Here is an 18476-nt window from a genome sequence, read left to right on the forward strand (position 1 = left end):
GTAGCTTCGATCTGCGCCCGCTTTTGGCGCGAACCTCACAACAATAAAAAAGGGCTGTGCCGGCGCCTGCCGGTGTGGCACCGCGAAGAGGATTCACAGATGAAAGCGCTCACCCGCAAGCACGGTTGTTCCTTCCTGGCCCTGAGCCTGGCCCTGGGTTTTTCCCTGGGCCAGGACATTGCCCAGGCAGCCCCCGACATGGTGGTCGTGGCGTACGGCGGAGCCGGACAAAAAGCCCAGGACGTGGCGTTGTTCCAACCCTTCAGCAAGGCCGATGGCAGCAAGCTGATCCAGAGCGAATACAACGGCGAAATGGCCCGGATCAAGGTCATGGTCGACACCGGCAATGTCGACTGGGACGTGGTGCAGATCGAAGGCCCGGACCTGATGCGCGGCTGCGAGGAGGGCATGTACGAGCCTCTGGACTGGAAGGCCCTGGGCCGTGCCGAGCAGCTGATTCCCGACGCTGCCCAGCCCTGTGGCTCGGCGGTGCTGGTGTGGAGCGTGGCCATTGCCTACGACCGCAACAAGCTGGCCAAGGCGCCCGCGTCCTGGGCGGATTTCTGGGACGTCAAGCAGTTCCCCGGCAAGCGCGGCCTGCGCAAGCGCGCGGTGTACAACCTGGAATTCGCGCTGATGGCCGACGGGGTCAAGGTCGAGGACGTGTACAAGGTCCTGGCCACGCCGCAAGGGGTGGAGCGGGCCTTCGCCAAGCTGACCGAGCTCAAGCCGTACATCCAGTGGTGGGAAGCCGGGGCCCAGCCGGGGCAGTGGCTGGCCGCCGGTGATGTGGTGATGACCTCGACCTACAGCGGCCGCATCGCCGTGGCCGCCCAGGCCGGCGCGCCGCTGGCGGTGGTCTGGCCCGGCAGCCTGTACGGCATGGATTACTGGGCGATCATCAAGGGCTCGAAACACGTCGACCAGGCCAAGCGCTTCATCGCCTTTGCCAACACTCCAGAAGCCCAGGTCAACTACGTGCAGCAGATCCCCTATGGCCCGACCAACACCCTGGCCGCGGCCAAGCTCGACCCGGCCCTGGCGCAGTGGGTGCCGACCTCGGAACAGAACCTCAAGGGTGCGTTGGCGATGAACGTGGAGTTCTGGGTCGACCATGGCGAGGAACTGGAAGAACGCTTCAACGCCTGGGCCAGCAAGTAGCCCCAACGGGCTGGACGTCCAACGATGTCCGGCCCTATTGTTTGCCAGCCCAACCGCCTGGAGGACTCCAATAATGAACAACATCGCTCCCAGCCCTCACGCCCTGACCGAGCGCAGCAGCACCGAACAGCGCCTGCGCGAAGAACTGGCGGCCTGCTACCGGCTGATCGCGCACTTTCGCATGACCGACCTGATCTTCACCCATATCTCGGTGCGCCTGCCTGGGCCCGAGCATCACTTCCTGATCAACCCCTACGGCCTGATGTTCGAGGAAATCACCGCTTCCAACCTGGTGAAGATCGACCTCAATGGCCAGGCCGTGGAGCCGTCGCCGTACCCGGTGAACCCAGCGGGCTTCGTGATCCACAGCGCCATTCATGGTGCCCGGGAAGACGCCCAGTGCGTGCTGCACACCCACACCAAGGCCGGTTGCGCGGTGGCGGCGCTCAAATGCGGCTTGCTGCCGGTGAACCAGATCTCCATGGAGTTCTATGGCCGCGTGGCCTACCACGACTACGAAGGCGTGGCCCTGGACCTGGGCGAGCAGCAACGGCTGGTGGCCGACCTGGGGGACAAGAGCGTGCTGATGCTGCGCAACCATGGCTTGCTCACCGTGGGCGAAACCGTGAGCCAGGCGTTTTTGCGCATGTACTACCTGGAGAAGGCCTGCGAAATCCAGCTGGCGGCCCAGGCGGCGGGGGAGATCGTCCTGCCGCCGGACGCGGTCTGCGCCCACACCGAGCGTCAGTTCAACGACCCGGGGCGGCCGCTGCAGGAAGGCGAGCTGAATGACCCGGATGCCATGCAACTGGCCTGGGCGGCGTTGTTGCGGTTGCTGGAACGCATCGCCCCCGACTATCGGGCCTGAAGGGGGATGGCCTGAAGGCGGGGCTGGATGCTCGCGGGACGCCTGTTGTACAGTCGTTCAGCTGCACATTCCCGCCACCGTCCAAGGAACCCGCCCCATGAGCCAGGAAGCGCGCTTTTCCCGTCTGGAACCCGACCTGCGCAAGGCCGAGCTGATCGAGGCGACCCTGACCTGCCTCAAGCTCCACGGTTTCCAGGGCGCGTCGATCCGCAAGATTTCCGCCGAGGCCGGGGTCTCGGTGGGGCTGATCAGCCATCACTATTCTGGCAAGGACGAGCTGGTGGCCGAGGCCTATCGCGCGATCACCGGGCGGGTCATGACCCTGCTGCGCGAGGCCATGGAGCAGGCCGCACCTGATCCCCGGCAGCGGCTGTCGGCGTTCTTTCGCGCCTCGTTCTGCGCCGAACTGCTGGACCCACGGCTGCTGGATGCCTGGCTGGCGTTCTGGGGCGCGGTGAAGACCGCCGAGGCGATCAACCTGGCCCACGAGCATTCCTATGGCGAATACCGCAATGAGCTGGCCAGCCTGCTGGGCCAGTTGGCCGGCATTCAGGGCTGGAAAGGCTTCGACGCCGACTTGGCGGCCATCAGCCTCAGCGCCTTGCTCGACGGCCTGTGGCTGGAATCCGGGCTCAACCCCGGAACCTTCAGCCCGCAGCAGGGCGTGCAGATCTGCGAGGCCTGGGTCGAGGGCCTGCTGGCCAGCTCCGGGCGCGGTTTTATCCCCCCGACGCAGGGCTGTTGATCGGTTGTTCAGTAATGGCTAGGCTGCTGCGCTGTAGGTGATCTTTCTAATAAAAATAATCAGGAACACAGGCGATGACTCCTCGGGTATTGATCGTCGACGACGATCCGCTGATTCGCAAACTGCTCCACGCTTATCTCTCTCAGGAAGGCTACGAGGTGCACTGCGCTGCCACCGCGGAACAGGCGGAAGCCTTTCTCGACCAGCACACGGTGGACCTGCTGATGCTCGATATCCGCCTGCCGGGCAAGGACGGCCTGACCCTGACCCGCGAGCTGCGGGTGCGCTCGGAGGTGGGGATCATCCTGATCACCGGGCGCAACGATGACATCGACCGCATCGTCGGCCTGGAATGCGGCGCCGACGACTACGTGATCAAGCCCCTCAACCCGCGCGAGCTGGTGTCCCGGGCCAAGAACCTGGTGCGCCGCGTGCGCCATGCCCGCCTGCCGCAACCCATGGCCGCGAGCCCGAGCCCGGTCAAGCAGTTCGCCGACTGGGCCCTGGACACCGACCGCCGTCGGCTGATCGACCCCCGGGGCAGCGAGACCTTGCTGACCCACGGCGAATACCAGTTGCTCAGCGTGTTCCTGCGTAACAGCGGCCACACCCTGAGCCGCGACCAGTTGATGGACCAGATCCGCAACCGCGAGTGGGTGCCCAGCGACCGCTCCATCGACGTGCTGGTGGGCCGCCTGCGGCGCAAGCTGCACGATGACCCGGCCGAGCCGGAGCTGATCATCACCATTCACGGTGCCGGTTACCTGTTCACCGCCAGCGTGGCCGCCTGAATTGCGGCGCTGCGCCTGGGGGCTGTGCTTGATGCTGCTGGCGGGCGCCGCCTGGGCCCAGCCCATGCTTGAATCCCGGCCGGATGCGCGGCCGCTGCTGCGCTATTGCGACTACCCGGTGTACCCGCCGATTTCCTGGAGCGATGGCCAGCAGGTGCGCGGCCTGGCGCCGAACCTGGTGCGCCAGGTGCTGGGGGACCTGGGCTACCAGGTGCAGGTGGTGGTGCTGGGCAACTGGAAGCGCTGCCTGCTGGACGCGGCGGCCGGCCGGGTGGACGTGGTGCTGGCCTACAGCACCAGCCAGCGCCAACAGGACCTGGTGTTTTCCCGGGTGCCGGTGCTGCGTGAAGAGGTGGCGCTGTTCGTCAACCGTCGCCATGCGCCGCACTTTGAAACGCTCCAGGACCTGACCACCTACCGCGGCGGCCTGCTATTTGGGGAAAGCTACGGCCAGCAGTTCGACCGTGAAGTGGTGCAGCACGGCAATATCGAATGGGTCTCCAGCAGCCAGCAGAACTTCGGCAAGCTGATCCGCCAGCGCATCGACTTCATCCCCCATGAACGCCGCACCGGGCAACTGTTCATCGAACAAATGCCCGGTGCCGAGGACATCGTCGCCTTGCCCCAGGCGCTGAGCGTCGACTACCTGCGCCTGGCGGTGTCGCGGCACTCGCCCCTGGCGGCGCGCATGGTGCAGATCGACGCCCAATTGCAGCGTCAGGTGGACAGCGGAGCGATTCAGCGCTGGTTGGATCAGAGCCAGGACGACTACCGGGCCATGCTGCAATCGACCCGGGCGGCGCCATGATCCGTCCCCGTCCCGGCGGCCTGCTGCGGCGCCTGCTGCTGTTCATCCTACTGTTCAGCCTGTGCTTCACGGTGCTGGCCAGCGCGGTGCAGCTGTACTTCGAATACCGTCGGGAAATGCGCGAGATCGACAGCCGCATGGAGCTGATCCGCGCCGGCTACCTGGGCAGCCTGGAACGCAACCTGTGGGACCTCAACCAGGAACAGCTGACCGTGCAGTTGCAGGGGCTGGTGGATTTTTCCGACGTGGCCCGGGTGCACCTGGTGAGCCCTGATTTCGACCTGCAGCAGGGCAGCAGCGAGCTGATCGGGCCGCTGCGGGTGGAGCGCTTTCCCCTCAGCTACCAGCCGCCCTCGGGGCCGCTGCGGGAGCTGGGTGAGCTGCAGGTCAGTACCGACCTGGGGGCGGTGTACCGACGCCTGTACGCCACCGGGCTGGCCAGCCTGCTGTGGATGAGCGTGTTTCTCTGCGGGCTGGCGGTGGCCTTGTCCGGCCTGTTCCACCGCCTGGTGACCCGGCACCTGCAGCTCATGGCCGACTTTGCCCGGCGGGTGGCCAGCGGTGAATTGCACGAGCCGTTGCGACTGGACAAACGGCAGACGCCGGAAGGCGATGAGATCGACACCGTGGCCCGGGCCCTGGACGAGATGCGCGGGGCGATCCTGGCCGATATCCAGCACCGCGAGAGCGACCGGCTGGCGTTGCAGGACAAGCGCGACGAGTTGCAACGGCGGGTCCAGCGGCGCACCGCGAGCCTGGAGCACGCCAAGGAAGAGGCCGAGGCGGCCAACCTCGCCAAGTCGCGTTTTCTGGCGACCATGAGCCACGAACTGCGCACGCCGTTGAACGGCATCCTGGGCATGGCCGAGTTGCTGCGCGGGGCACCGTTGGACGCCCGCGACCAGCGCCGTTTACAGGCCTTGCACCAGGCCGGGGAAGGCCTGCTGGCGATCCTCAACGAGCTGCTGTCGTTTGCGCGCCTGGAGGAGGGCGAGAGCCGCCCGGAGGTGCGGGACTTTTCCCTGCGCCAGTTGCTGGACGAGGTCATCACCCTGCTGGAGCCCCGGGCCCAAGCCAATGGCACCCGCCTGGAACTGCGGGTCGATCCATGCCTGGCGCCCCGGCAGCAGGGCGCCGAACAGTACCTGCGCCAGGTCCTGAGCAACCTGCTGGCCAATGCCATTCGTTTTACCGAGGACGGCTGGGTGCGGGTCGAGGTGCAATTGCTGGAGGGCCGTGGGCCGCTCCAGCACCTGCGCTGCTGTGTGCGCGACAACGGCATCGGCATCGCCGCGTCGATGCGCGAGAAGATCTTCGAGCGTTTCGTCCAGGCCAGCGATCAAGTGGCCCGGCGCTATGGTGGCACTGGCCTGGGGTTGGCGATCTGCAAGCACCTGGTGCAGCAACTGGACGGCAGCATTGGCGTCGACAGCGAGCTGGGGCAGGGCAGTTGCTTCTGGTTCGAACTGTCCCTGGGCATCAGCTCGGTGGCGCAGGAGGCACCTCGGATACACGGGCCGGCCCGAGGGCTGAAGATCCTGGTGGTGGAGGACGTGGCGCTCAATCGCGAAGTGGCCAGCGGGCTGCTGGAGCGCGAGGGCCATCAGGTCTGGCTGGCGGAGGATGGGGAGGCGGCGCTGGCCCTGTGTCAGCAGCAGGCCTTCGACTTGCTGCTGCTGGACGTGCACCTGCCCGGCATCAGCGGAGTGCAACTGTGCCAGGAACTGCGGCGGCGCCCGGGGCCCAATCGCCAGGCCCGGGTGTTTGCCCTGACCGCCAGCGTCCAGCCGTCCCTGGTTCGTGATTACTTGCAGGCCGGAATGCAGGGCATCCTCGGCAAGCCGCTGCAGTTGGACCACCTGCGCCAGGTCCTGGCCGGGCAGGTTGGGCCCCGGTTGACGGCGAGCGAGGATGGGGTCGTCGACCTCGGGCTGCTGGACACCCACCGCACCCTGCTCGGGGACAACAAGTTGCAGGGGCTGCTCAAGGTCCTGGGCGAGACCCTGGACCAGCAGTACCCGCCGTTGATCGAAGCCCTGGCCGCCGAGGATTGCACCGCCATCCAGCACCAGGCCCACCGCCTGGCGGGCAGCGCCGACTCCCTGGGCTTTTGCGCCCTGGCCCGGGTGCTGCGCGCCCTGGAGGACGCAGCGATTGCCTGCGACCGGCCCTTGCTGGCGTCCCAGGCCCTGGGCCTGACGGCCACCTGGCAGCAGTCCCGGGCCATGCTGGCGCGCTTGCTGGCGCCCTGACGTACAAATTCCTTACGACTTTTTACATCTTCGATCTTTTGCTTCAACCCGAACTTACATGGCTTTCCAATAATCGATGAAGCCGCGCTTGCCGCGGTCTTCGACGCTTACTGGAGATAATAATAATGAACTGCCTGCAAGCCGCTTGTGCCTTTCCGACGTTCCCCTCGCTGCGCCTTGCGCGCCTCACCGACTGTTGAGGTGCGCCATGACCACCACCGAACGTAAAGGCATTCAACTGACCCGGGCCTTGAAGAGCCGGCACATTTTCATGCTGTCCCTGGGGGGCGTGATCGGCACCGGGCTGTTCATGGGCTCCGGGGTCACCATCAACCAGGGCGGGCCCTGGGGCGCGATCCTCTCCTACCTGGTGGCCGGGTTCCTGATGTACCTGGTGATGGTCTGCCTCGGCGAGCTGTCGGTGCAGATGCCGGTGTCCGGCTCGTTCCAGGCCCACGCCACCAAGTACATCGGCCCGGCCACCGGCTTCATGATCGGCTGGGTCTACTGGATGAGCTGGGCCACCACCGTGGGCCTGGAGTTCACCGCTGCGGGCATGCTGATGCAGCGCTGGTTTCCCGGGGTGCCGATCTGGTACTGGTCGGCGTTTTTCGTGGCCTTGCTGTTCGGCATCAACGCCCTGGCCACCCGGGCCTTTGGCGAGGCCGAGTACTGGTTCGCCGGGGTCAAGGTGCTGGCGATCCTGAGCTTCATCGTGGTCGGTGCGCTGGTGATCTTTGGCGTCATCGACCTGCCCGGCGGCGCCCCGGCGCCGATGTTCGACAACCTCAAGGGCGACTCGCTGTTCCCCAACGGCCTGCCGGCGGTGTTCGCGGTGATGATGACCGTGGTCTACGCCTTCCAGGGCTGCGAAATCATGGGCGTGGCGGCGGGCGAGACCGACCAGCCGGAAAAAAGCATTCCCCGCGCCGTGCGCAACGTGGTGTTCCGCGTGCTGATCTTCTACGTGCTAGCGGTGATGGTGCTGGCGGCGATCATTCCCTGGCAGCAGGCCGGGCTGGTGGAAAGCCCCTTCGTCCAGGTGTTCGACATGGTGGGCATTCCCTACGCCGCCGACCTGATGAACTTCGTCATCCTCACGGCGATCCTCTCGGTGGGCAACTCCGGGCTGTATGCCTCCACGCGCATCCTCTGGGCCATGTCCAAGAGCGGCATGGCGCCCCAGGCCCTGTCGCCCCTGAGCAAACAAGGAGTGCCACTGCGAGCCCTGGCCATTACCCTGTGCTTTGCCCTGATCTCCCTGCTCACCAGCGTGGTTGCCGCCGACACCCTGTTCATGGTGCTGATGGCGGTCAGCGGCATGGCTGGTACCGTGACCTGGATCGTGATTGCCCTGGCCCAGTACCGTTTCCGCCGCCAGTTCCTGCGCGAAGGCGGGCAGCTTGAACAACTCAAGTACCGCGCGCCCTGGTTCCCCCTGGTGCCGCTGCTGTGCATCGTCCTGTGCAGCTCGCTGTTCGTGTTCCTGGCCCTGGACGAAACCCAGCGCCCGTCCCTGTACTGGGGCTCGGGCTTTATCGCCCTGTGCTACGGCGCCTACTACCTGATGCAGCGCAAACGCCAACTGCAACCCGCCGCAGCCGTGTAGGAGCCGGCTTGCCGGCGAAGAGGCCCTTGAGACTTGCATCGCCTGGACGGGCGCCTTCGCTGGCAAGCCAGCTCCTACAGCAGTCAGACAGACCCTGCCGTTCCCCGTAGGAGCCGGCTTGCCGGCGAAGAGGCCCCTGAGTCCTGCATCGCCTGGGTGGACGCCTTCGCTGGCAAGCCAGCTCCTACAGCAGTCAGATAGTCCGTGCGGTTCCCTGTAGGAGCCGGCTTGCCGGCGAAGAGGCCCTTGAGTCCTGCATCGCCTGAGTGGACGCCTTCGCTGGCAAGCCAGCTCCTACAGCAGTCGGACAGACCGTGCGGCTCCCCGTAGGAGCCGGCTTGCCGGCGAAGAGGCCCTTGAGGCTTGCATCGCCTGGGTGGACGCCTTCGCTGGCAAGCCAGCTCCTACAGCAGTCAGATGGACCGTGCACCACGCAGGGATCAGGTCGGCCGCAATACCCCAACACGTGCAAGCCCCCTCGCCATAAAGGCTCTGCGCCGTATGGCTTTGTCGAGGGTTGTTCGAAGTTGTAACAGCAACCTCGCCACCATCCTCGTGGCGCTAGTTTTTTCCAAACAAAAACAATGAGATAGGTCGCTTTTTCGGCTGCAGCCAGGCTCTCGGGCAAGCAATTGCCGCCTTGTTGAACACTCGTTTAGTATGGCCCTCAAGTCACCCCCTCACGCCAACCACAATAATTCGAGGACGCCCATGACCCTTTCATCGTCGCTGCTCAGCCGGATCGAAGCCGGCGTAGCCTGGATCACCCTCAACCGTCCCGAGCAACGCAACGCCCTGGACATTCCCACCCTCAAGGAGCTGCACGCTCTGCTGGAACGCTGCAACAGCGATCCGGCGGTGCGGGTGTTGGTGCTGACCGGCACTGGCCGCAGTTTCTGCGCCGGGGCCGACCTGGCGGAATGGGCCGAAGCCGAAGCCCGCGGCGCCCTGGAAAGCTACGGTTGGACCGAAACCGCCCATGCCCTGATGACTCGGCTGCACAGCCTGGACAAACCCACCATCGCCGCCATCAACGGCACCGCCGTGGGCGCCGGCATGGACCTGAGCCTGTGCTGCGACCTGCGGGTGGCGGGGCAGTCGGCGCGGTTCAAGGCAGGCTACACCAGCATGGCCTACTCGCCGGACGCCGGGGCCAGTTGGCATCTGCCGCGCTTGATCGGCAGCGAACAGGCCAAGCGCCTGCTGTTTCTCGATGAGTTGTGGAGCGCCGAACGGGCCCTGGCCGCCGGGTTGGTCGGCGAGGTGTGCGCCGATGAACAGTTGATCGGCAGCGTCAGCGAGCTGGCTGCGCGCCTGGCCCAGGGCCCGACCTTCGCCTTCGCCCAGACCAAGAAGCTGATACGCCAGGGCGCCGAGCGCAGCCTGCCCCAGCAACTGGCCGCGGAACTGGCCGCCGGTCTGCTGTGCGGGCGCAGCGCCGACGGCGCCGAAGCCCTGCGCGCTGTCAGCGAAAAACGTCCCCCACGTTTCCAAGGGTTGTAGGAGCGGCCAGGCGCGGCGAAAGGGCCCCTGGGCCATGCACCCATTTTGTAGGAGCCGGCTTGCCGGCGAAGGCGCCCGCAAGAGCAGCGCCTTAGTCAAGGGCCCCTTCGCCAGCAAGCTGGCTCCTACGGGAAGGTGTTTGGCGGCAGGGAGCCCTGGCAGATCACTCGTTTATTGCACCGTTAATCACTCACAGGTAGCGCCATGAATTTCCAACTCAGCCAAGAACAAGAAATGCTGGTGGATGCGGTTCGCAGTTTTGTCAGCAAGGAGTTGCTGCCCCACGAGGAGGCGGTGGACCGCGCCGACGAGGTCAGTGCCGACCTTGCCGGGGAAATCCGCAGCAAGGCCATCGCCGCCGGCTTCTATGCCTTCAACATGCCCGAGGAGGTGGGCGGTGGCGGTCTGGATTACCTGTCCCAGGCGCTGATCGAGCGCGAGCTGGCCAAGTGCTCCTGGGCCCTGCATGTGTTCGTCGCCCGGCCGTCGAAAATCCTCATGGCCTGCACCGGCTCGCAGATCGGCGACTACCTGCTGCCTTGCGTGCAGGGGCGCAAGGTCGACTGCTTCGCCCTCACCGAGCCCGGCGCCGGCTCTGACGCCAATGCGATCAAGACCCGCGCCGTGCGCGACGGTGGCGACTTCGTGCTCAACGGCAGCAAGCACTTCATCAGCCACGCCGGGCACGCGGATTTCGCCATCGTCTTCGCGGTCACCGGCACCTATGAACACAACGGCCGCCAGCGCAACGCGGTGACCTCGTTCCTGGTGGACCGCGACACCCCGGGCCTGACCATCCGCCGTGGCCCCAAGTGCGTGAGCAACCGTGGCTACCACACCTTCGAAATGTTCTTCGATGACTGCCGGGTGCCGGCCAGCAAGGTGCTGGGGGAGGTGGGCAAGGGCTGGGAAGTGGCCAATGCCTGGCTCACCGCCGGACGGGTGATGGTCGCCGCCAACTGCGTGGGGCAGGCCCAGCGCGCCCTGGATGCTTCCCTGCAATGGGCCGCCGACCGCAAGCAGTTCGGCCAGGCCATCGGCAGCTACCAGGGGGTGTCGTTCAAGCTGGCGGACATGGCCACGCAGATCCGCGCCGCTGAGCTGTTGACCCTGCACACCGCGTGGAAGATGGACCAGGGCAGCATGACCGATGGCGAGGCCGGCATGGCCAAGCTGTTTGCCAGCGAGGTGCTGGGCCGGGTCGCCGACGAGGCGGTGCAGATCTACGGCGGCATGGGCCTGATGGACGAAGGGCCGGTGGAGCGCATCTGGCGCAACGCGCGGATCGAACGGATCTGGGAAGGCACGTCGGAGATCCAGCGCCACATCATTTCCCGTGAACTGCTGCGGCCGCTGATGCGCTGAGCGCCCTGGAGAATTGCCGTCATGTCCCAGACTCTACGTGACAATCTCAAGCGCCTGCTAGCCCCGCGGCACCTGGCCTTCGTCGGCGGGCGCAGCATGGCCCGGGCCCTCAACCGCTGCGCCGAAGGCGGTTTTGCCGGGCCGATGTGGCTGGTCAACCCGCAGCATGCCGAGCTCGATGGTGTGCCCTGCGTGGCCAGCATCGAACAACTGCCTTGCGGCCCGGATGCGGTGTTCGTCGCCACCAACCGCGAGCTGACCCTGACCTGCGTCGCGGCGCTGGCGGCCAAGGGCGCCGGCGGGGTGATCTGCTACGCCTCGGGCTTTGCCGAAACCGGCGCCCAGGGCCAGGCCCTGCAACAGCAACTGCTGCAGGCCGCCGGCGCCATGGCCCTGCTGGGGCCCAACTGCTACGGCCTGCTGGATTACCTGCACAGCGCCGCGCTGTGGCCGGTGGCCCATGGCGGCAAACCGGTGGAACGGGGCGTGGCGGTGCTGACCCAGAGCGGCAACTTCGCCTACAACCTGTCCATGAGCGATCGTTCGCTGCCGGTGGCCTACATGGCCTCGGTGGGCAATCAGGCGCAACTGGGCATTGCCGAATTGATGGACGTGCTGCTGGACGAGCCGCGGGTCACCGCCATCGGCCTGCACCTGGAAGGCCTGAAGAACGTGCCGGGCTTTGCCCGGGCGGCGCACAAGGCCCTGGAGAAGGGCATTCCGATCATCGCCCTGAAGACCGGGGCGTCGCAGATCGGCGCCGAGCTGGCCCTGAGTCACACCAGTTCGCTGTCGGGATCGGACGCGCTGTACGACGCGCTGTTCCAGCGCCTGGGGGTGATCCGCGTCAGCGGCCCGGTGAGTTTTGTCGAGACCTTGAAGGCCGCCTCTTGCGGGCAGTTGCCGGCCGGCCCACAGCTGATGGCCCTGGCCTGTTCCGGGGGCGATGCCGGGCTGATCGCCGACTACGCCGAGCGCAACGGCCTGCAGTTGCCCAGGCTGGATGCCGGGCAATGCGCCGAGCTGGCCGCGGTGCTGCCGGGCTACGCCAATCTGGTCAACCCGCTGGATTTCACCACCGCCATCTGGGGCGACGCCCAGGCCCTGCACAGCATGCTCGACACCGCCCTGCGTACCGAGGCTGACAGCGCCATGCTGGTGCTGGATTACCCGGCCGAGTTCACCGGCGAGCGCAAGGAATGCGACCTGCTGCTGGAGCTGTTCTGCGCCGCGTTGCAGCGCCACGGCAAGCGCGGTTTCGTGACCTCGGCCTTTCCCGAGCTGCTGCCGGCCAGTGCTCGGGAGCGTTTGCACGGCCATGGCATTCCGGCCTTGCAAGGGGTGGAGGATGGGCTGGCGGCCTGGGGCCGGATCGTGACCTATCAACAGCAGCGCCCGGCGTTGCTGGCCCTGGGGGAGTCGGCCCTGCTGCCATTGTGTCCGGCAACCCTGGACGGCACCGGCGTGGTGCTGGACGAGTGGCAGTCCAAGCAGGCCTTGCGCGGCTTCGGCCTGAGCATCCCGGACGGGGTGCTGAGCACCCCCGAGCAGGCCCTGAGCGCAGCGGCCGCTGTCGGTTATCCGCTGGTACTCAAGGCGGTCAGCGCGCAGTTGCCGCACAAGACCGAGGCCGGGGCGGTGGCCCTCAACCTCAAGGACCCTGAAGCCCTGAGCGCGGCGTTGCGCCTGATGCGCACGCGGATTGCCAAGCGTGCGCCGGGTGTGGCCTTCGATCAGGTCCTGCTGGAGCCCATGGCCGCGCCGCCCCTGGCGGAGCTGATTGTCGGCATCAAGCGCGAGAACGACTTCGGCCTGGCCCTGGTGATCGGCGCCGGCGGGGTGCTGGTGGAACTGCTCAAGGACAGCCGCAGCCTGCTGCTGCCGACCACCGAGGGGGCGATCCGCCAGGCCTTGCTCAGCCTGCGCAGCGCTACCTTGCTGCAAGGCTTTCGTGGACGCCCCGAGGCCGATCTGCAGGCCCTGGTGGCGGCCATTGGCGCGGTGGCGGATTACGCCTGCGAACACGCCGGGCACCTGCTGGAACTGGATGTGAACCCATTGTTGGTCGGTGCCCAGGGCACCGTCGCGGTCGATGCGTTGATTCGCCTTGGCCAGGCTTGAGGAGAGAGACATGCACGATCAGACCTTGACCGGTGGCCAGGCCCTGGTGCGCCTGCTGGCCGGCTACGGCGTGGAGACGGTGTTCGGCATTCCCGGGGTGCATACCCTGGAGCTGTACCGCGGGCTGCCCGGCAGCGGCATCCGCCATGTGCTGACCCGGCACGAGCAGGGCGCGGGCTTCATGGCCGACGGTTACGCCCGGGTCAGTGGCAAGCCCGGGGTGTGTTTCGTCATCAGCGGCCCGGGGGTGACCAACGTCGCCACGCCGATTGGCCAGGCCTATGCCGACTCGATTCCGCTGCTGGTGATTTCCAGCGTCAACCACAGCGCCAGCCTGGGCAAGGGCTGGGGCTCGCTGCATGAAACCCAGGACCAGCGCGCCATCACCGCGCCGATTACCGCCTTCTCGGCCCTGGCCCTGAGCCCGGAAGACCTGCCGGAGCTGATCGCCCGGGCCTTTGCCGTGTTCGACAGCCAGCGCCCGCGGCCGGTGCACATCAGCGTGCCCCTGGATGTGCTGGCGGCCAAGGTGGCCCGGGACTGGACCGGCGAGGTGGTGCGCCGCCCCGGGCGTGGCCCGGCCGCGGCGGCGGATATCCGTCAGGCGGCGGACACACTGCGCAAGGCCAAGCGGCCGATGATCATCGCCGGCGGTGGCGCCTTGCACGCCGCCGAACAACTGCGGGCCCTGAGCACCCGCCTGGGGGCGGTGTTCTTCAGCAGTGTCGCCGGCAAGGGCCTGCTGCCGGACGAGGCGCCGCTCAACGCCGGGGCAACCTTGTGCGTGGAGCCCGGCTGGCAGCTGATCAGTCAGGCCGATGTGGTGCTGGCGGTGGGCACCGAGATGGCCGATACCGACTACTGGCGCGAGCGCCTGCCGCTGAATGGCCAGCTGCTGCGGCTGGACATCGACCCGCGCAAGTTCAATGACTTCTACCCCTGCACCCTGGCCTTGCACGGCGATGCCCAGGCCACCCTGGACGCCTTGCTCCAGGCCTTGCCACACACACCGGCCGAAGCCGGGGCGGCGATTCACGCGGTGGCCGATCTGCGCCAGGCGCTGCAGAACGGGCAGGGGCCGTTGCAGCAGATTCACCGTTCGATCCTGCAGCGCATTGCCGCCGAGCTGCCGGAGCACGGCTTTATCGCCAGCGACATGACCCAGCTGGCCTACAGCGGCAACTACCTGTACCCGAGCCGAGCCCCCCGCAGCTGGCTGCATCCCACCGGCTACGGCACCCTCGGCTACGGCTTGCCGGCGGGCATTGGCGCCAAGCTCGGTGCCCCCGAGCGCCCAGGGCTGGTGCTGGTGGGCGACGGCGGTTTTCTCTACACGCTGCAGGAACTGGCCACGGCGGTGGAGGAACTGCGCAGCCCGCTGGTGGTGCTGTTGTGGAACAACGATGCCCTGGGGCAGATCCGCGACGACATGCTCGACCTGAACATCGAGCCCATTGGCGTGCTGCCGCGCAATCCGGATTTTGCCGCCCTGGCCCGGGCCTTTGGTTGCAGCGTCAGCCAGCCCGCCAGCCTCGATGAGTTGCAGCAGGCATTGCGCAGCGGCTTTGCCCGCGATGGCGTGACCCTGATCGAACTCAAGCACGCCTGCGCGCGCTGAACATCCCTTTTTCCTGGAGCTTGTGCATGCGCTTTTCTCAACTGACCCAACGTATTGCCGGAGACGGCGCCGCCGCCTGGGACATTCATTACCGGGCCCTGGCCAAGCGCGAGCGCGGCGAGGACGTCTGGCTGCTGTCGGTGGGCGACCCGGATTTCGACACCCCGCAGCCGGTGGTCCAGGCGGCCATCGACAGCCTGCAGGCCGGCCACACCCATTACGCCGATGTGCGCGGCAAGCGCGCCTTGCGCGAAGCCATTGCCCGGCGCCACCAGCAGCGCAGCGGCCAGGTGGTGGATGCCGAACAGGTGGTGGTGCTGGCCGGTGCCCAGTGCGCCCTGTACAGCGTGGCCCAGTGCCTGCTGGACCCGGGGGACGAAGTGATAGTGGCCGAGCCGATGTACGTCACCTACGAAGCGGTGTTCGGCGCCTGCAATGCCCAGGTGGTGCCGCTGCCGGTGCGGGCCGAGGATGGCTTTCGGGTACAGCCCGAGGCGGTGGCCGCGCGCATCACCGGCAAGACCCGGGCCCTGGTGCTCAACAGCCCGCACAACCCCACCGGCGCGAGCATTCCCCGGGCCACCTGGGAGGCCCTGGCGGCGCTGTGCATCGAACACGACCTGTGGCTGATCTGCGATGAGGTCTACAGCGAGCTGCTGTACGAGGGCGAGCATGTCAGCCCGGCCAGCCTGCCGGGGATGGCCGAGCGCACCGCGACCCTCAACAGCCTGTCCAAGTCCCACGCCATGACCGGCTGGCGCCTGGGCTGGGTGGTGGCGCCCACGGCCCTGACAGCGCACCTGGAGAACCTGGCGCTGTGCATGCTCTACGGCTCGCCGGAGTTTATCCAGGACGCGGCCATCGTCGCCCTGGAACAGCCGCTGCCGCAGTTGCAAGCCATGGCCGAGGCCTATCGCCAGCGCCGGGACCTGGTCTGCGATTGCCTGGCGGACTGTCCCGGGGCGCGGCCCTTGAAGCCCGATGGCGGGATGTTTGTGATGGTCGATATCCGCGCCACCGGGCTCAGTGCCCAGGCGTTTTCCGAGCGCCTGCTGGACGACCACGGGGTCTCGGTGCTGGCCGGCGAGGCCTTTGGCCCCAGCGCTGCCGGGCATATCCGCCTGGGCCTGGTGCTGGAGCCCGAGGCCCTGCGCGAAGCCTGCCGGCGCATTGCCCGTTGTGCGGGGCAACTGATGGCCTAGGCAAACCGCTGGCGGTGGGTAGGGCGCCGCTGGTGCAGGGCTGGAGTGAAGAGGGCGCCGCTAGCCGTGGCGCGATGGCGTACCGCCGTGTTCGGCGGCTCAGGCCCGGGAAGTCTTGGCCTTGGCCGTTGCCGGGCGGTTGCTGGGCGGTGGCTGTTCCCCGGCGCTTTCCAGGGGCGGGTCGAAGGCCACGAACAGCTGGTCGACGGTGATGCTGGCCAGGTCCAGGCGCATGTTGCTTTCCAGCAGGCTGAACAGGCGGGTGAACACCTCGAACACCTTGCAGTGGTCTTCCATGCCGGAAAACGGGTTGTCGATCTTTTCCGCGATCAGCGAGCTTTCCTGCACCGCATCGTAGACGTCGCGCAGGGTGATCTCGCTGGCCGGGCGGGCCAGGGTCAGGCCGCCCCTGGGGCCGCGCCAGGAGGTCAGGATGTCGGCCTTGACCATCTGCGACACCAGGTTGCGGACCCGCGTAGGGTGGGTCTTGACCCACTTGGCGATGGTCTCGGTGCGCAGCTTCTGCGGCGCGTTGGCGGCGACGAAGGAGAGGATGTAGGAGGCGGTGATCAGGCGGGTCGACTGGCTCATGAGTGTCCGTAAGTCCCTTTGAAAAAACGAGTATGACAGCCTTGGACAAGCGTGTTCAGCAGCAGAAATTTTCCGTTGTGCCGAGGTTAATGTATTTGTTACGGTAACAAATATAAATAACAACAGCAGCATCCAGTCGAAACATTTTCTCTGCTTTGATCAGGGGCAATGCCATGAGCGATAACAACAACAAGATTCCTCAAGCGATCCATGATGTATGCCTGCCGCGCCGGGACTTCCTCAGATACAGCGCCAGTGCCGTGGCGGTAGCGGGGGCCCTGGCCCTCGGCCTGCCGCTCGGTGCCCGGGCCGCAGAACCGCAGCCCAAGGCCGGCGGTGTGCTGCGCCTGGGCCTGGCGGGGGGCAGCACCACCGATTCCCTGGACCCCGGCTCCTGGAGCGATACCTTCACCTTTGTCGGCTTCTCGGCGGTGTACAACACCCTGAGCGAGATTGCCGTGGACGGCACGGCGATCCCCGAGCTGGCGCAGCAGTGGGAGTCGAGTGCCGATGCGCGGACCTGGACCTTCACGCTGCGTCCCGGGGTGACCTTCCACAACGGCAAGTCGCTGACCGCCGAGGACGTGGTGGCGTCGATCCAGCACCACCTGGGCGAGCAGTCCACCTCGGCGGCCAAGACCGTGCTCGGCGATGTGGCCAAGGTCAGCGCCCAAGGCAGCGACACGGTGCTGTTCGAGCTGCATTCGGGCAACGCCGACTTCGCCTATGTGGTGGCCGACTATCACCTGGTGATCATGCCGGCCAAGGATGGGCTCGCCGACTGGCGTTCCGGGGTGGGTACCGGCGGCTACCGCCTGAGCTCCTTCGAACCCGGGGTGCGCATGCAGCTTGAGCGCAGCCCCGACTACTGGAAAGCCGGGCGGGCGCATTTCGCCGCTGCCGAGCTGCTGGCCATCAGCGACGGCACCGCCCGGGTCAACGCCCTGGTCACCGGGCAGGTGGATGTGATCAACAAGGTCGACCTGAAGACCGTGGGCCTGCTCAAGCGCAACCCCAAGCTGGTGATCGAGGAAACCAAGGGCGCCCAGCACTACACCTTCCCGATGCTCTGCGACAGCCAGCCGTTCCAGAACAACGACATCCGCCTGGCGATGAAGTACGCGATCGATCGCGAGGCGCTGCTGGCCGCGGTGCTGCATGGCTACGGCCTGGTGGGCAACGACCACCCGATCCAGCCCGGTAGCCGCTTCATCAACAGTGCCCTGGAGCAGCGCGGCTACGACCCGGACAAGGCGCGCTTCCACTTGCGCCAGGCCGGAGTCGACTCGCTCAAGGTGCGCCTGCAGGCCTCCGATGCCGCCTACACCGGCGCGGTGGACGCTTCGGTGCTGTTCAAGGAGCAGGCGCGTCAGGCCGGGATCGACATCGAAGTGGTGCGCGAACCGGCCGACGGCTTCTTCTCCAACGTGTGGATGAAGCAGCCCTTCACCACCTCCTTCTGGTACAGCAGCCTGACCGCCGACCGCATGTTCAGCATCGGTTATGCCAAGGGCGCGGCGTGGAACGAAACCCGCTGGGACAACCCGCGCTTCAACCAGTTGCTCAATGCGGCCCGGGGCGAGATGAACGACCCGTTGCGGCGCGAGATGTACAACGAAATGCAGGGCCTGTGCCGCGATGATGGCGGCGCCATCGTGCCGTTGTTCGCCAGCTCCGTGGCGGCCCGCTCGAACCGGGTGAGCCATGGCGGCGTCACTGCGCCCTATGGCGAACTCGACGGCCTGCGGATGATCGAGCGCTGGTGGCAGGCCTGAGTCGGCGGTCACCGGGGAGGGCGCTGGCGTCGCCCCCGGTGGCCACCTGCAGATCCCGGGAGTGGCC

Annotated in this window: 14 protein-coding genes; 13 read left to right on the top strand and 1 reads right to left on the bottom strand. The window is 66.8% G+C overall.

The features are described 5' to 3' along the window. Positions 1-99: 99 nt before the first annotated feature. The 12 genes from ACZ5BO_RS15910 to ACZ5BO_RS15965 all read left to right on the top strand — a co-directional run bounded on the left by ACZ5BO_RS15910 (position 100) and on the right by ACZ5BO_RS15965 (position 16043). Positions 100-1161, top strand: a complete 1062-nt coding sequence (locus tag ACZ5BO_RS15910) for an ABC transporter substrate-binding protein (protein WP_464700937.1) — start codon at positions 100-102, stop codon at positions 1159-1161. 73 nt (positions 1162-1234) lie between these two features. After that, positions 1235-2029, top strand: coding sequence for a class II aldolase/adducin family protein (locus ACZ5BO_RS15915; protein WP_025128255.1), 795 nt, complete (start codon positions 1235-1237; stop codon positions 2027-2029). 97 nt (positions 2030-2126) lie between these two features. Beyond that, positions 2127-2774 carry a TetR family transcriptional regulator C-terminal domain-containing protein gene (locus ACZ5BO_RS15920; protein WP_464700940.1) on the top strand — a complete coding sequence of 216 codons (648 nt, stop codon included), beginning with the start codon at positions 2127-2129 and terminating at the stop codon, positions 2772-2774. A 74-nt stretch (positions 2775-2848) separates the two neighbouring features. Then, positions 2849-3565: a response regulator gene (locus tag ACZ5BO_RS15925; protein WP_464700942.1), complete on the top strand. Its 717-nt coding sequence runs from the start codon at positions 2849-2851 to the stop codon at positions 3563-3565. Between the two features lie 31 nt (positions 3566-3596). Beyond that, a complete protein-coding gene (locus ACZ5BO_RS15930; RefSeq protein WP_464701290.1) occupies positions 3597-4373 on the top strand; it encodes a substrate-binding periplasmic protein in 777 nt (258 codons plus the stop codon). Next, a complete protein-coding gene (locus ACZ5BO_RS15935) occupies positions 4370-6625 on the top strand; it encodes an ATP-binding protein (RefSeq protein ID WP_464700944.1) in 2256 nt (751 codons plus the stop codon). The genes ACZ5BO_RS15930 and ACZ5BO_RS15935 overlap by 4 nt, the downstream gene beginning before the upstream one ends. A gap of 208 nt (positions 6626-6833) precedes the next feature. Beyond that, positions 6834-8234, top strand: a complete 1401-nt coding sequence (locus ACZ5BO_RS15940; protein ID WP_464700946.1) for an amino acid permease — start codon at positions 6834-6836, stop codon at positions 8232-8234. A 711-nt stretch (positions 8235-8945) separates the two neighbouring features. Then, positions 8946-9737 (top strand): enoyl-CoA hydratase/isomerase family protein, encoded by a 792-nt coding sequence (locus ACZ5BO_RS15945; protein ID WP_464700948.1) that lies wholly within the window; start codon positions 8946-8948, stop codon positions 9735-9737. A 204-nt stretch (positions 9738-9941) separates the two neighbouring features. Beyond that, a complete protein-coding gene (locus ACZ5BO_RS15950; protein ID WP_011061007.1) occupies positions 9942-11102 on the top strand; it encodes an acyl-CoA dehydrogenase family protein in 1161 nt (386 codons plus the stop codon). Positions 11103-11123: 21 nt separating this feature from the next. Beyond that, positions 11124-13223: an acetate--CoA ligase family protein gene (locus ACZ5BO_RS15955; protein ID WP_464700951.1), complete on the top strand. Its 2100-nt coding sequence runs from the start codon at positions 11124-11126 to the stop codon at positions 13221-13223. Positions 13224-13233: 10 nt separating this feature from the next. Further along, the gene (locus ACZ5BO_RS15960) at positions 13234-14841 is read left to right on the top strand and encodes a 5-guanidino-2-oxopentanoate decarboxylase (protein ID WP_464700953.1); all 1608 of its coding nucleotides are present in this window, start codon (positions 13234-13236) and stop codon (positions 14839-14841) included. A gap of 26 nt (positions 14842-14867) precedes the next feature. Then, positions 14868-16043: a pyridoxal phosphate-dependent aminotransferase gene (locus ACZ5BO_RS15965; RefSeq protein WP_464700955.1), complete on the top strand. Its 1176-nt coding sequence runs from the start codon at positions 14868-14870 to the stop codon at positions 16041-16043. Between the two features lie 99 nt (positions 16044-16142). Here the strand turns inward: ACZ5BO_RS15965 and ACZ5BO_RS15970 are convergent, their stop codons facing one another. Beyond that, on the bottom strand, positions 16143-16634 hold the full coding sequence (locus tag ACZ5BO_RS15970; RefSeq protein WP_464700957.1) for an Rrf2 family transcriptional regulator: 492 nt from the start codon (positions 16632-16634) through the stop codon (positions 16143-16145). A gap of 173 nt (positions 16635-16807) precedes the next feature. On the opposite strand from ACZ5BO_RS15970, the gene ACZ5BO_RS15975 reads away from it, so the two are divergent. Next, on the top strand, positions 16808-18409 hold the full coding sequence (locus ACZ5BO_RS15975) for an ABC transporter substrate-binding protein (protein WP_464700959.1): 1602 nt from the start codon (positions 16808-16810) through the stop codon (positions 18407-18409). The last annotated feature ends 67 nt before the right edge of the window (positions 18410-18476 follow it).

It is taken from the genome of Pseudomonas sp. FFPRI_1 (assembly GCF_055384485.1).